A 13,577-nucleotide genomic window follows, 5' to 3' on the forward strand; every position below is an offset into this window, starting at 1 on the left:
GCAAAGGCCCTCGCCCCTTTCAAACGATTTTTCGATAACGCTTTTGTTGCAGTAGAAGCCTGCGCCAGTTTCTTCACGCTCCGCCTTTAGCCAACCGAGTAACTCCGGGAGATCGCGCGCCGTAGCAGTTCGAATTTTTAGCACCGGAGCGGTTTCCTTTGCGGGCTAAAAATATTACTGCGGTATACGTCGGGCATCGAAATCTCCTGAAAGTGGCTTGCAGACTGGCTATGCGCAGGGTGCGCGATTTTTATAAAGGTATAAAAATTCCGCTAAACCCCGCCGCCAAACAGTTGCCCACTATAGCCCGGTGAAGCTGTGTGCTCTCCCTGGAGTCTGTACCTTTCCTTCAGCAGGCCAGAGAGCGAAATGCTCTATTTTTCGCAGCTGCTTGCGCTGGTGGAATATGCGCCAGAGCCGCTTTTTCCTTAAATATTTTTGATAGAAGTTTCTGAAGGCCTATGCGGCGCTGGATGCCACAGTCGCCGCTGGCCGGGTATGCCCCCGGCAGGGCAGTAACTTGTTCTTTTGCGCAAAAGAAAAGTCACCAAAAGAAAGGCGCCCCCACTACCTGCGCCCTTCGCTTTCGCTGCGGGAACCTGCGGTGCGCGCTTTGGGCGGGGTCTGGCTAAACTCGGCTAGCGCCTCAAACAACGCCAGCCCTTTTCCGCCCAAAGCTGTGCTCCTCGGCGCATCTAGAGGGGGACCCCGGGTGCGGGATCGGCCCGGCTGCGCCGGGCATCGCGCCGGTCGCGAGCTGGGGGTGGGTTGGCAATTCTTCAATCCGTTAGGCATTGGGCATTGGGCATGGGGCGTAGATAGGTTTAACCGCGCGCTATTGACGCGCATCGAACAAGGTCCATTCTTCACGCCAACGGTGGTCCGCAGGCTCAGACCACAGGCACAGCGCCGGATGCTTTCGCCTGGCGCAGGTAGTTCGCCAGTTCATCCGCGGGCATGGGCCGGGCAAAGTAGTAGCCCTGGGCCTCGTCGCAACCGAAGGCGCGTAGCTGGTGCAGCATGTCGGCGGTTTCTACGCCTTCGGCGATGGTGCGCAGGTTCAGGCTGCGGGCCATTTGGATGATGGCGCGCACGATGGCGGCGTCGTCGGGGTCGGTGGCCAGGTCGCGCACGAAGGACTGGTCGATCTTGAGCTTGTCGATGGCAAACCGCTTGAGATACGACAGGCTGGAATAGCCGGTGCCGAAGTCGTCAATCGACAGCTTCACGCCCAGCAGTTTCAGGCGCTTGACGCTGTCCAGCACGCCCTCTGCGTTCTGGATCAGGATCGACTCGGTCAGCTCCAGCTCCAGCAGCGCGGGGTTCAGGCCGGTTTCTTCCAGAGCCTGCACCACCGACTGCTCTACGCTGCCACGCTTGAATTGCACGGCAGAGAGGTTCACCGCCATGCACAGGGCAGGCAGCCCGGCGTGCTGCCAAGCCACGGCCTGGCGGCAGGCTTCGCGCAGCACCCAATCGCCCATCGGCACGATCAAACCACTCTCTTCGGACACGGGGATGAACCGTGCGGGCGGCACCATGCCCAGCTCGGGGTGGTTCCACCGAATCAAGGCCTCCACCCCGATGACGGCACCGCTGGCCAGATCTATCTGGGGCTGGTAGTGCAAAACAAATTCATCCCGCTCCAAAGCCCGGCGCAGACCGTTGCGAATGAACAAATGCTCCACCGCCTCCACGTTCATGGTGTCGTCGAAAAAGCGGTAGGTATTGCGCCCGTCGCCCTTGGCCTTGTACATGGCCATGTCGGCCCTTTTGAGCAGGCTCTCAAAACTGCTGCCATCGTCGGGAAAAACGGTCACGCCCATGGACACCGAGGTCGAAATCTCGTGGCCGTCGGCATAAAACGGCAGCTGCATCTGCTCCATGAGCTTGACCAAAGCCGGTACCGCGTCGTCCGCGTGGGCCAGGTCAGGCACCAGTATGAGGAACTCATCGCCACCGAGCCGACTGATGGTGTCGGTCTCGCGCACACAGGCTCGCAAGCGGGTGGCGATCTGCTGGAGGAGCACGTCACCGGTATCGTGGCCCATGGTGTCGTTGATGCTCTTGAAGTTATCCAGGTCCATAAACAGCAGTACCAGCTTGCTACCGGCACGACTGGCATGGGCCGTGGCCTGTTCGAAACGGTCTTGCAGCAGCAAGCGGTTGGGCAGGCCCGTCAACGCATCGTGAAAAGCCTGGAACTGGATCTTCTGCTCGGCGAGCTTGCGCTCGGTGATGTCGGCCACCAGGCACATATAGCCGTGCTGCTGCCCGTCTGCGGTGAACAAGGGCGCGGTAGACAGGCTGATATAGATGGTGGATCCGTCGCGGCGCTGGCGCTTCAACTCGGCCTGGTTGAGCGACTCCCCATGGCGCAGCAGCTTTGCGTTATTCTCGTAATCTTGCCGCTTGTCGCCGGGAATAAACAGCACCTTTTGGCCGATGGCCTCTTGGGCGCTCCAGCCAAACATCCGCTCTGCGGCCGGGTTCCAACTGGTCACCACGTTATGCAAGTCGCTGGTATAGATCGCCAGCGGCGAGTTCTGGACAATGGAACCCAGCCGCTCATTGCTCGCCTGCAGCTCGGTGCTGGAGCGTTCCATCGCTTCGCGCATCTGGTTCACGGCGTTCGCCACGTGGTCGAGCGCATCCGGGCGCCAACGGCCGGTTTCCCGCCGATGCAGGCGCAATGCGCGCCCACTGGATACGGTCTTCGAAAAGCGCACCAAATACGCCGCAATATGCTCCAAATGTTGTCCCACCAAAGCCTGGAAGATCAGCAACACGAACGCGGTCACCAAAAAGGTTTTGATGGCATTGCTCACCAACATCACGGTGAATTTGGACCACAGACGCGACACCACGCCGTCCACGCTGGCGACCACATGCAACTCGCCGATGGACAAACTCTCGCCCAGGTTGAAACGGTTCAGCGCAAAGACGGTTTCCATCTGCCGTTGGGAGCGACGTGCGCCAGCCGACCACAGGGTCTTGCCGTCCACCACGATGCCCACATACTCAATATCGCGCAGGTTCTGCATCCCGTTGAGCTGGTTCTGGATTTGTTTAGGCTCCAGCACCCACACACTTTCAACCAAAGTGGGCAACTGCACCACGCGGATCGACTCAAACTGCGCATCGATGCCGCGCACATCGACCCGGTAGTCCAGGTACAACTCGAATGCGGTAATCACCGCGGTCACACCCGAGCTGAACAGGACCACCGCCAACATGATCCTGCGCGCAATCCCGTTGTTGCGAATCAGTGCCTTGTTGAGGAAGTTCAGTTTCAGGACATCGGCCAGTTTCATCAACTCTCCAGGGGTTAGGGCAGTGCAAAGTGTGGGTCCGCAGGTGCCTGGCCAAACAGATGCATCACAGGAATGCGCCACAGGGAACCATGGCGGTTACGGAACAGTGTATGTTCCTACCCGCACGGCGGAAAGCGTATAAATTCCTCTGTGCTACGCTGAAACCAGCGCAAGCCAGCACCCGCACCGACCCAGCTTGTTCCAGGCTTGTTGCACACAGACCCAAGGCCGTAGCGGGCATGGGGAGGTTTTCCGCTCTGTGTGCCCGTCTTGTCAGCCGTATCCACAAAGAACATAGCCAGGGAGCTCAACATGCCGACAAGCAAAATATCGTCCCTCTTGCATGCCTTCAAAACCGGGCTTGGGGGTATGGCCCTTACCGCCATGCTGGTCCACAGTGCCTGGGCCGAAGAGCTTGTTTTGGTGGCGGCCGACAGCCGACCGACGGCCTATATTGAAAACGGCAAACCCACCGGAATTTTGGTAGACGTGGTCACCGAAGCTTTCCGCAGATCTGGCCACTCCGTCAAAATCCAGTTAATGCCTTGGGCGCGCTGCCTGGCCGAAGTACGCGGTGGCAAAGTGGATGGCATATTTTCGGTTTTCAGACTCCCCGAACGAGAGGCATTTCTGGCCTACACCAACGTGCCGGTGATCACGCAGGTTGAAGTCTTTTTTGCCCACGCAGATTCCAACATCCGGTTTGACGGCAATTTGGCCACCCTCGCCAACGCGAAGATTGGCGTCATCTTGGGCACCAGCTACGGCCCAGAAATTGACAGCCTCCTCAAGAATGGCGTGTGGCGCCAAGTCACCGACACCAATAGCGTTGAAAGCCTGGTGGCCATGCTCTCCGCCAAGCGAATTGAGCTGGCGCCCAGCTACCGCTACGTTTTTCTGGATGCGGCAAAACGCGCCAGCGCGATGGACAAAATCAAAGAACTGATGCCCCCGGTTCAATCCATTCCCAGTTACCTGGCCTTCCATAAAAAGCGCGACTACACCCAAACCATCGCCGAATTTGACAAGGCGCTTGGGTCCATGAAAGCAGACAAATCGTTCGATGCCATCTACAGCAAATACCTGCATTAGGCGAAGTGACGGGCTTTGGCAGTGGGGTCCTGCGGCATTACAGAATGGGCCCAGTGCCAGCATCCATTCCGAATTGCCAACGGTTCAGGTTCTGCGCTTCAGGGACTTCGGCAGCATGCCCGGCCATCGGGTTGCGCAAGAACCAAGCTGAACCTCCCTGCCCTGTGCGACCCTGGTGTTGACTGTGTGCGCGCGCCGTTAGGCCTGGGGTGCACGAAGTTTTTGTTCCAGCTGCTGTCGAACGGCGGGCCACTCGTCGTCAATGATGCTGAAGCGGACAGAGTTTCGTTTGCGCCCGTCGGGCATGATGCGCTCGTGGCGGACGATGCCTTCCTGTTGGGCCCCAAGGCGAAGGATGGCGGCCCGCGACTTGGGGTTGGTTTCGTCGGTGGTGAATTGCACGCGAACACACGCCAACTCTTCGAATGCGAAGCGCAGCATGAGGTACTTGGCCTCGGTGTTGGCAAACGTCCCTTGCCACGCAGCCGACAGCCAGGTGCTGCCAATTTCAAGCTTGCGGTTCTTGCGGTCCACCTTCCAGAAGCGTGTGGAGCCAATGACTTGTTGGGTCTCGCGCAGGCAAGTCACGAACGGAATCACGGTGCCTGCCGCCTGGCCGTCAAGGGCATTTCGAATGTAGTCGTGCACGGTTTCGCTCGAAGGTACAACGGTGAATGGAAGATTCCAGAGCGCCCCGTCTGCCGCAGCGCGCACGAGGTCTGGGGCATCCTCGATGCACAGAGGGCGCAATTGGATTCTTGGGCCGATGAGGGGTTTGATGGACACGGAAGACACCTAAAGTTGTAGCGGAGCGGACTCGGAGAAACAGCGCAATCGGCTGGCGTGGCTCCGCTGGAAGCGGAGGGTTAATGGTCGCATCGCACGGTAGCCATGCCGTATGCCGGTGTACCCATGCATCACTTTTCCTTGCTGGCCGGTACTTTGGCTGGTGCGGAGGACTTGCGTGGAGGCTTCTTGATTGCCGCAGCCGGCCGCACAAGCTGCAGATTAACAAGACCGGGGCGGTAAATATGGGCCATCAAAATCTCCTGAAAGTGGCTTGAACACCCGCTATGCGCGGGGCCAGCCGGTTTATGTACCGGCATCCATATTCCGACAAACCCCTCAGCCCCTCAGCGGCCCACTATAGCCCGGTGAAGCCGCCTGACCGCCCCGAAGTCTGCATCTTTCCTTCGGCAAGCCAAGGTGCAAATCGCTCTGTTTTCAGTAGCTACTTGTGCAGGTAGAACCTGCGCTGAAGCCGCTTTTATCCAAATATTTTTGACAGAGATTTGCGGCAGCCCATTTAGCCTTGGGTGCCGCAGCCGCCGCTGGCAGGGTATGCGCCTGGCGGCGCATCCGCTACCCTGCGGAGCTACACCACAGCAGCAAGACCCCATGGATTCCCGCCGCGACCCGCCGTTTAGCCCGCCATCCCAGCGTTGGGGTGTGGGCACCATCACCCTGGTCCTCTGCGCCGTGCTCGCGGCGCTCTACCTTGGTGGACGTGAATGGACGTTACGCCATCACGCTGCAAGTGTGCCGCGGCCCGTACAGCCAGCCCCCCAGAATGCGCCCAGTCCGGCCCCCAGCCCACTGTCCACACAAAATCCAGCGCCGAACCCCAGCCCCCGCAAAATCACCAAATGCGTTGACCACGGCAAAACCAGCTATAGCGACAGAGGCTGCGCGCCCACTGCCGTCGCCACGCCCGTCCACGCCCGCACCGACCTCAATCTGATGGACGCGCCCCGGCCCCCATCCGAACCACCTGCGCAAGCGCTTGTCGCATCACCCTACCCGCCTGTGGCGGCAATACCAGGCAACAGCCCCCAGCCAGACACCGCCACGCTATGCAAGCAGCTAGAGGCGCAAATCAGCTACTGGGATGACATGGCCCGCCAGCCCCAAACCGGCCAAACGCAAGACTGGATACGCAGCCAAAGACAGCGAGCGCGCGATGCGCAGTTCCGCATTCCTTGCCGCTAGGCTGGGGGCGTAGGAAACACCAACAGAAATTGGGCTTTGGCGCACTTTGTGTGCCTTCTGCTCCGTGCAATGTGTTCAACACCACGGCTTATTTTCCTGCGAAGCGAACCTCAGAGGACCGCATGTCCATTGCGTCGCCTTGCACTTCAAGCACTCCGCTTCGTGCCATTTCAAGGATACGCACCGGCATGTAGACATAGGGAAGATAGGGAAACTTTGCATCAAACTCTTCCAATGCAGTACCGACGACCATCGCCACCTTTCGCCAGCGGTCGGTGCAATTTTGCAGGATGAGTGCATCTACAGCCGCCGCATCCGCCAGCGTCGCTCGGCGAATTTGTGCCAGTTCCTCGGGCGTTGGTTGGTCGTCATTTTCTTCGTCGTCATCGTCAAGTGGTCGGGGATCGTCTGGCATTTTTGTGTCGGGTGGGTTGCAGAGGGAATGAAGAAAATGCAGACCACAAAACCATCTCAAGCCTCCGAAAAAGGCTTGCAGACGGGGTTTGCGGCTCTTCAGGCAGCGGTGTGAAACGCCATTTTTTCCATAGCACCTTGTGCAGTTGAAATATGTCCAAAAGCCGGTTTTTCTTTGATTTTTGACGACCTCGGTGGTCTTGGGTGCCACCGTTGCCGCTGGTAGGGCTGTGCCCTTGGTAGGGCAGTACCCCTTTATGGCTCAGCCCGCACGGCGTAGGCTGCGCCCTTGACGCACCGCTCCGCATCGCTCTTGCTAGAAAAATTATCAACAGTCAGCGCACCCCAACCGCCTCCGGTCATCCCTACCCACACGAACGCCACCTCGTCTGCCAGCGTGCTAATGGTCAGCGTGCCACTGTCGCCGCCCGGACTTCGCTTGATGTGCACGTCATGTGTCCCAGGTTCAACGATGGTGTGGGCGAAATTGTTGGGCTTCAGCGTGCCTATCGGCTTACCGTCCACCATCGCGGTGGTTCGGTTACCGGCTCCAGCGAAGGCGGCATTTTCACGGCAGACGTAGAGGCTGGTCTTGCCGGGGACAGCTTGCAATTCCTGTAGTTTGGCTTCGGTGTCTTTGTCACCGTATTTGACCGAGGCGCAACCGCCCAAGGAAGCGAGGAAAAAGGCCACTAGCACGGTAGATTGGAGGTTCATGGGTGTTTGGTTAGTTTGGAAGGCCAATATATCCTGCAACCTGTCATGGGCGTTTCACGGCGCGCGGACCCGTGTCTTGCGCATAAAAACAAACCTGTGCCGCGCCGGAATAACGCCCGCATCCCGGTGAACCCACTGCTCAATCCATGGCATCTGGGGCACTGGCGAAGCGGGCGGCAAATCGGGCTTTGGCTTTGGCCGCCTCGGCTTCGCGGGTGCGGGGTTCGGCGCTGGTGACCAGGGCGGCGATGAGGCGACGGGCGCTGGCGGCAACTTCTTCTACCGCCGCATCGAACGCGACAGCATTGGCCTGCGACGGCACGTTGAAGCCGCTGAGTTTGCGCACAAACTGCAGCGAGGCATCGCGGATTTCCAGCTCGGTGGCGGGCGGCTCGAAGTTGAACAGTGTTTTGATGCTGCGGCACATGGTGGACACCTTCTGGTCTGGCAAATTGTTGAAAAATTAAGCACTCGCGGATCCAATAGGGCGCTAGCGCAGTTTCCACCTGCACAGAGCGCTATGAAATTAATATAAACAGCTTCACAAAAATCCCCGCACCACCTGCGCCAGCCGCGCAAAGCTGGGGCCAATCTCTCCTTCCGGCACCGCGCCGTAGCCCAGCATCAGCCCCTTGGTGGCCGCCGGTTGGCGCAGGTGGTACAGCGACAGGGGCCGGGTGCTGATGCCTGCGCGCAGCGCGGCTTGGGCAACGGCGGCATCGTCCACCTGAGGCGGCAGACCCAGCACCAGATGCAGGCCGGCGTCGCCCCCCAAGATGGGCAACTGGCTGCCAAATTCCTGGCCGATGGCGTGGATCAGCGCGTCGTGGCGCGCGCTGTACACGGCGCGCATGCGGCGGATGTGGGTGGCGTAGTGGCCCTCGCTGAGAAACTGCGCCAGCACCGCCTGCTGCACCGTCTGCCCCTCGCGAAACAGCTCGTTGAGCGCCTGGGCAAAGCCATTCACCAAATCGGGCGGTAGCACCAGGTAGGCGATGCGCAAGGCGGGGTACAGAGTTTTGGAAAACGTGCCCAGGTAGACCACCCGGCCTTGCGTATCCAGCCCCTGCAGCGCGGGCAGCGGGCGGGTGCCGTAGCGGAATTCGCTGTCGTAGTCGTCTTCCACCACCCACACGCCGTGCACGGCCGCGTAGTCCAGCAGCTGCTGGCGGCGGCCGTGGCCCATCACCGCGCCCAGTGGGTACTGGTGCGAGGGCGACAAGAACATCACCCGCGGCGGCTGGCGCAGTTGCGCCGGGCTGGGGGCCATGCCTTCATCGTCCAGCGCCACCGGCTCTAGCTGTAGCCCGTGCGCGCGGAACACGCTGCGGGCCCCCCAGTAGCCGGGGTCTTCCAGCCACACCTTGTCGCCGGGGTCGGTGAGCAACTGGGCCACCAGGTGCAGCGACTGCTGGGTGCCGCTGGTGATGACCACCTGCTCGGGGCTGCACACCACGCCCCGCGTACCCTGCAGGTAGTCGGACACGGCCTGGCGCAGGCCCGCATCGCCCGGCCCGGTGGCGTAGGTGAGCTGCGCGGGGGTTTGCCTGCGGGCGGCGCGGGCCTGCAGGCGGCTCCAGATGGCGGTGGGAAACATGCGCACCTCGGGCACGCCGGGGGTGAACGCGCCCCATTGCAGCGGGGCCGCCCCGGCTTCGCGCACCAGCTGGCTACCGCGGCGCGACAGCAGGGCCGAACGGTCTGGGGGCAGGGCTGGGCGCGGCGCGGTGCTGCGGTCGGCCAGGCGCGGGCCGACCGCAGCCACAAAGGTGCCCCGGCCCACGCCCGCCTGCACATAGCCTTCCAGCGCCAATTGCTCGTACACGTGCACCACCGTGTTGCGGGCAATCTGCAGTACCTGGGCCAGCACGCGGCTGGGCGGCAACTGGGTGCCTGCGGCCAATACGGCGCTGCGGATGCCGCGCTGCAAGATGCCGTAAAGCTGGCGGTGGTCGTTCTGCGGGCTGGCCGCATCAAACTGCCGTTGCACGAAGTCGGGCAGGGCCTCGCGGCTGTGGTCTGGGAGACGTTTCGGGGGGCGGATTGGTTCCATTAATTAACTGTAATTGGTTCTGTTTGTAGAGCCAAACTAAATCTAAACTTTGGCCACCACTCAAGGACACCCATGAACACCGCCGTCGCCCCCTCTGCCGTTACCCAATCCTCCAGCCCCACCAACGCCCAGCTTGACCAGCGCCGGGCTGCCGCCGCCCCGCGCGGCGTGGGCATTGGCTTCCCCATCTACGCCGACCGCGCGTTGAACTCGGAAATCTGGGACGTAGAGGGCAACCGCTACATCGACTTTGCGGCGGGTATTGCCGTGCTGAACACCGGCCACCGCCACCCACGCCTGATCGCCGCCATCCGCGACCAGCTGGACCACTTCACCCACACGGCTTACCAGGTCGTGCCCTACGAGAGCTCGGTCTACCTGGCCGAGCGTCTGAACGCCCTGACCCCCGGCAGCCACGCCAAGAAAACCGCCTTCTTCACCACGGGTGTGGAAGCCGTCGAAAACGCCATCAAGATCGCCCGCGCCCATACCCGCCGCCCCGGCGTGATTGCGCTGACCGGCGCATTCCATGGCCGCACCTTCATGGGCATGGCGCTGACCGGCAAGGTGGTGCCGTACAAGGTGGGCTTTGGCCCCTTCCCCGGCAGCATCTACCACGTGCCCGCCCCCATGGACATACACGGCGTGACGGTGGACGACACGCTGCACGCCATCCAGAACCTGTTCAAGTGCGACATCGCACCCGACCAGGTGGCGGCCATCATCATCGAACCCATCCAGGGCGAAGGCGGCTTTTACGTGATGCCCCCGGCGCTGATGGTGGCGATACGCGCCCTGTGCGACCAGCACGGCATCGTGATGATTGCCGACGAAATCCAGACCGGCTTTGCCCGCACCGGCAAGCTGTTTGCCATGGACCACCACAGCGTCGTGCCCGACCTGATGACCATGGCCAAGAGCCTGGCCGGTGGCATGCCCTTGTCTGCCGTGTGTGGCCGCGCCGAAATCATGGACGCGCCCGCCCCCGGCGGCCTGGGCGGCACCTACGCCGGGAATCCGCTGGGCATCGCCTCGGCCCACGCCGTGCTGGACGTGATTGCCGACGAGCAGCTCTGCGCCCGCGCCGAGCGCCTGGGCAAGGTGCTGACCGACCGCCTGAACAGCCTGCGGGCCACCGTGCCGCAAATCAGCGACGTGCGCGGCCTGGGCTGCATGGCGGCGGTGGAATTTGCCAAGGCCGACGGCACCCCCGATACCGACTTCACCAAGCTGATCGTCCAGCGCGCCCAAAAGGCCGGTCTGCTGCTGCTGACCTGCGGCGTGTACGGCAACGTGATCCGCTTCCTGTTCCCGCTGACCATCGAAGACAGCGTGCTGGCCGAAGGCCTGGACATCCTCGCCGCAGCCATGACCGCATAAAGAAATCACCTGATGACCACCACTCTGAACCTCAAAGACCCCTCCCTGCTGCGCCAGCAGGCCTTTATCGCCGGTGCCTGGGTCGATGCCGACAACGGTGAAACCGTGCCGGTGACCAACCCCGCCACCGGCGAAGTGCTGGGCACCGTGCCGATGTGCGGGACGGCCGAGACGGTGCGTGCCATTGCCGCGGCCGAAGTGGCCCAGCGCGCCTGGCGCAATGTGTCGGGCAAAGAGCGCGCCGCTATTCTGCGCAAGCTCAACGACCTGATGCTGCAGCACCAGGACGATCTGGCCCTCATCCTCACCTCCGAGCAGGGCAAGCCGCTGGCCGAGGCCAAGGGCGAGATCGTCTACTCGGCATCGTTCATCGAGTGGTTTGCCGACGAGGCCCGCCGCATCTACGGCGACACCATTCCCGCCCCCACCGGCGACCGCCGCCTGCTGGCCATCAAGCAGCCCATCGGGGTGACGGCGGCCATCACGCCCTGGAACTTCCCCACCGCCATGCTGACCCGCAAGGCTGGGCCTGCATTGGCGGCGGGTTGTTCCATGGTGGTCAAGCCCGCCACGCAAACCCCGTACTCGGCCCTGGCCTTTGCCGAACTGGCCGACCGCGCCGGTGTGCCCAAGGGTCTGTTGTCGGTGCTGACCGGCTCCGCCAGCCAGATCGGCGGCGAAATGACGCGCAGCCCCATCGTGCGCAAGCTGACCTTCACCGGCTCCACCGAAGTGGGCCGCACGCTGATGCGCCAGTCGGCCGACACCATCAAAAAGCTGTCGCTGGAGCTGGGCGGCAACGCGCCCTTCATCGTGTTCGACGATGCCGATCTGGATGCCGCCGTGGACGGCGCGATGATTTCCAAGTACCGCAACACCGGCCAAACCTGCGTCTGCGCCAACCGCATCTACGTGCAACGCAGCGTGCTGGAGGCCTTCACCACCAAGCTGGTGGCCAAGGTGCAGGCGCTCAAGGTGGGCAATGGCGTAGACGCTGGCAGCACCCAGGGCCCGCTGATCGATGCCAAGGCCGTGGCCAAGATCAAGGAACACATCGCCGATGCCATCGCCAAGGGCGGCAAGGTGCTGACCGGCGGCAAGCCGCACGCGCTGGGCGGCCTGTTCTTTGAGCCCACCGTGATTGGCGGTGCTTCTGAGGACATGCTGTTCGCCCAAGACGAAACCTTCGGCCCGCTGGCCCCGATCTTCGTGTTCGACACCGAAGCCGAGGTGATTGAGCGCGCCAACAACACCGAATTCGGCCTGGCCGCCTACTTCTACAGCCGCGACATCGGCCGCGTGATGCGCGTGTCCGAGCAAATCGAGTCGGGCATGGTGGGCGTGAACACCGGCTTGATCTCCACCGCCGAAGCCCCGTTTGGCGGTGTCAAGCAATCAGGCCTGGGCCGTGAAGGGTCCAAGTACGGGCTGGATGAGTTCATGGAGATGAAGTACATCTGCTTGGGTGGGCTGGATAGCTAGGAGGGGTCAGATCCCCATTGCGCGACGGGTGCTGGCGTAAAACGCGCGGCCGTAGCCAATGGGGGTCGGATCCCCATTGGCTACGACCCGTGCAGCCGTGAAGATTGCTTCTCTTTTGATAGTAAAAAAGAGGAGCGCTCTGCGCAGAGTCCACCAGCGCAGAGAGCTTTTTTTGCACCTGAAAATGGGCCTAAAAATCTAAAAAAAACGGCCCCCCTCACAGCGCCGCTGTCACCCCGCCATCCACGTACAAAATGTGCCCGTTGACAAACCGCGACGCATCGCTGGACAGGAAGATGGCGGCACCGACCAGGTCCTCCACATCGCCCCAGCGGCGCGAAGGGGTGCGGTTGAGCAGCCAGGCACTGAAGGCGGGGTCGTCTACCAGGGCCTGGTTCAGTGGGGTTTTGAAATAGCCGGGACCCAGACCGTTGACCTGCAGGCCGTGCGGGCCCCAGTCGATGGCCATGCCTTTGGTGAGCATCTTCACCGCGCCCTTGGTGGCGGTGTAGGGGGCAATATTCGGGCGGCCCAACTCGCTTTGCACCGAGCAGACGTTGATGATCTTGCCGCGCCCGCGCGCAATCATGTGGCGCGCGACGGGCTGAGCGACATAGAAAACGCTGTCTACATTGGTCCGCATCAGCTCGGCCCAGTCGGCCAGCGGAAAGTTTTCCAGCGGCGCGCGGCGCTGGATGCCTGCGTTGTTGACCAAGATGTCGATGGGGCCGTGGTCGCGCTCCCAGCCGTCGATGGCCTGGACCGCAGCGGCAGGGTCGGTCACATCAAACGGCAGGCTGGTGGCGGTAAAGCCCAGCGCCTGCAGCTTGTGGGTGGCTTCGTCGAGCCGGTTGGCATCGCGGCCATTCAAGAGCAGGTGGGCTCCGGCCGATGCCAGGCCGCAGGCCAGCGCAAAGCCGATGCCGCTGCTGGAGCCGGTGACCAGCGCGGTGCGCCCGGTCAGGTCAAAAGCCGCCAGCGCGGGGGGAAGGGTGTGGGGTGTTTGCACAGACACCACTCTACGCCAGGGCTTGCATCTGCTACGCCCGCGCCCATGTAAGCTAGTACAACCGCCAGACGCTGTTTTATAAAGAAAATCGACCTCTGGCGCTCATTCCATCAGCACAAGCAGCTAT

The 13,577-nt window shown here is 61.9% G+C and carries 12 protein-coding genes; 4 read left to right on the forward strand and 8 right to left on the reverse strand.

Annotated features, from left to right (window positions below):
• Positions 1-890: 890 nt before the first annotated feature.
• Positions 891-3,314: an EAL domain-containing protein gene (locus ABI213_RS07840; RefSeq protein ID WP_348007085.1), complete on the reverse strand. Its 2,424-nt coding sequence runs from the start codon at positions 3,312-3,314 to the stop codon at positions 891-893.
• A 270-nt stretch (positions 3,315-3,584) separates the two neighbouring features.
• On the opposite strand from ABI213_RS07840, the gene ABI213_RS07845 reads away from it, so the two are divergent.
• Positions 3,585-4,406, forward strand: coding sequence for a transporter substrate-binding domain-containing protein (locus ABI213_RS07845; protein WP_348007086.1), 822 nt, complete (start codon positions 3,585-3,587; stop codon positions 4,404-4,406).
• 198 nt (positions 4,407-4,604) lie between these two features.
• On the opposite strand, the gene ABI213_RS07850 is transcribed toward ABI213_RS07845, so the two are convergent.
• A complete protein-coding gene (locus tag ABI213_RS07850; protein ID WP_348007087.1) occupies positions 4,605-5,192 on the reverse strand; it encodes a GNAT family protein in 588 nt (195 codons plus the stop codon).
• Between the two features lie 131 nt (positions 5,193-5,323).
• Entirely contained in the window at positions 5,324-5,446 is a 123-nt protein-coding gene (locus ABI213_RS07855) for a hypothetical protein (RefSeq protein ID WP_348007088.1), read from the reverse strand.
• 358 nt (positions 5,447-5,804) lie between these two features.
• Here ABI213_RS07855 and ABI213_RS07860 point away from each other — a divergent pair, with 358 nt between their 5' ends.
• Positions 5,805-6,395 (forward strand): hypothetical protein, encoded by a 591-nt coding sequence (locus ABI213_RS07860; RefSeq protein ID WP_348007089.1) that lies wholly within the window; start codon positions 5,805-5,807, stop codon positions 6,393-6,395.
• A gap of 88 nt (positions 6,396-6,483) precedes the next feature.
• On the opposite strand, the gene ABI213_RS07865 is transcribed toward ABI213_RS07860, so the two are convergent.
• The 4 genes from ABI213_RS07865 to ABI213_RS07880 form a co-directional block, all read right to left on the reverse strand.
• On the reverse strand, positions 6,484-6,810 hold the full coding sequence (locus ABI213_RS07865; RefSeq protein ID WP_348007090.1) for a DUF3658 domain-containing protein: 327 nt from the start codon (positions 6,808-6,810) through the stop codon (positions 6,484-6,486).
• A 254-nt stretch (positions 6,811-7,064) separates the two neighbouring features.
• Positions 7,065-7,526, reverse strand: a complete 462-nt coding sequence (locus tag ABI213_RS07870; protein ID WP_348007091.1) for a hypothetical protein — start codon at positions 7,524-7,526, stop codon at positions 7,065-7,067.
• Between the two features lie 139 nt (positions 7,527-7,665).
• Entirely contained in the window at positions 7,666-7,953 is a 288-nt protein-coding gene (locus ABI213_RS07875) for a DUF2277 domain-containing protein (RefSeq protein WP_348007092.1), read from the reverse strand.
• Between the two features lie 114 nt (positions 7,954-8,067).
• Positions 8,068-9,579 (reverse strand): PLP-dependent aminotransferase family protein, encoded by a 1,512-nt coding sequence (locus ABI213_RS07880; RefSeq protein WP_348026623.1) that lies wholly within the window; start codon positions 9,577-9,579, stop codon positions 8,068-8,070.
• Between the two features lie 72 nt (positions 9,580-9,651).
• Here ABI213_RS07880 and gabT point away from each other — a divergent pair, with 72 nt between their 5' ends.
• The gene (gabT, locus tag ABI213_RS07885) at positions 9,652-10,959 is read left to right on the forward strand and encodes a 4-aminobutyrate--2-oxoglutarate transaminase (RefSeq protein ID WP_348026625.1); all 1,308 of its coding nucleotides are present in this window, start codon (positions 9,652-9,654) and stop codon (positions 10,957-10,959) included.
• A 12-nt stretch (positions 10,960-10,971) separates the two neighbouring features.
• Positions 10,972-12,441, forward strand: coding sequence for an NAD-dependent succinate-semialdehyde dehydrogenase (locus ABI213_RS07890; RefSeq protein WP_348026627.1), 1,470 nt, complete (start codon positions 10,972-10,974; stop codon positions 12,439-12,441).
• Positions 12,442-12,658: 217 nt separating this feature from the next.
• On the opposite strand, the gene ABI213_RS07895 is transcribed toward ABI213_RS07890, so the two are convergent.
• Positions 12,659-13,456, reverse strand: coding sequence for an SDR family oxidoreductase (locus ABI213_RS07895; RefSeq protein WP_348026629.1), 798 nt, complete (start codon positions 13,454-13,456; stop codon positions 12,659-12,661).
• Positions 13,457-13,577: the final 121 nt, after the last annotated feature.

It is taken from the genome of Rhodoferax sp., assembly GCF_039922535.1.
In the GTDB taxonomy this organism is placed as follows: Bacteria; Pseudomonadota; Gammaproteobacteria; order Burkholderiales; family Burkholderiaceae_C; genus Rhodoferax_B.

Coding starts and splice junctions, on each gene's coding strand:
- ABI213_RS07840 (WP_348007085.1), bottom strand. CDS start 3,314: ATGAAACTGGCCGATGTCCTGAAACTGAACTTCCTCAACAAGGCACTG.
- ABI213_RS07855 (WP_348007088.1), bottom strand. CDS start 5,446: ATGGCCCATATTTACCGCCCCGGTCTTGTTAATCTGCAGCTTGTGCGG.
- ABI213_RS07860 (WP_348007089.1), top strand. CDS start 5,805: ATGGATTCCCGCCGCGACCCGCCGTTTAGCCCGCCATCCCAGCGTTGG.
- ABI213_RS07865 (WP_348007090.1), bottom strand. CDS start 6,810: ATGCCAGACGATCCCCGACCACTTGACGATGACGACGAAGAAAATGAC.
- ABI213_RS07870 (WP_348007091.1), bottom strand. CDS start 7,526: ATGAACCTCCAATCTACCGTGCTAGTGGCCTTTTTCCTCGCTTCCTTG.
- ABI213_RS07875 (WP_348007092.1), bottom strand. CDS start 7,953: ATGTGCCGCAGCATCAAAACACTGTTCAACTTCGAGCCGCCCGCCACC.
- ABI213_RS07880 (WP_348026623.1), bottom strand. CDS start 9,579: ATGGAACCAATCCGCCCCCCGAAACGTCTCCCAGACCACAGCCGCGAG.
- gabT (WP_348026625.1), top strand. CDS start 9,652: ATGAACACCGCCGTCGCCCCCTCTGCCGTTACCCAATCCTCCAGCCCC.
- ABI213_RS07890 (WP_348026627.1), top strand. CDS start 10,972: ATGACCACCACTCTGAACCTCAAAGACCCCTCCCTGCTGCGCCAGCAG.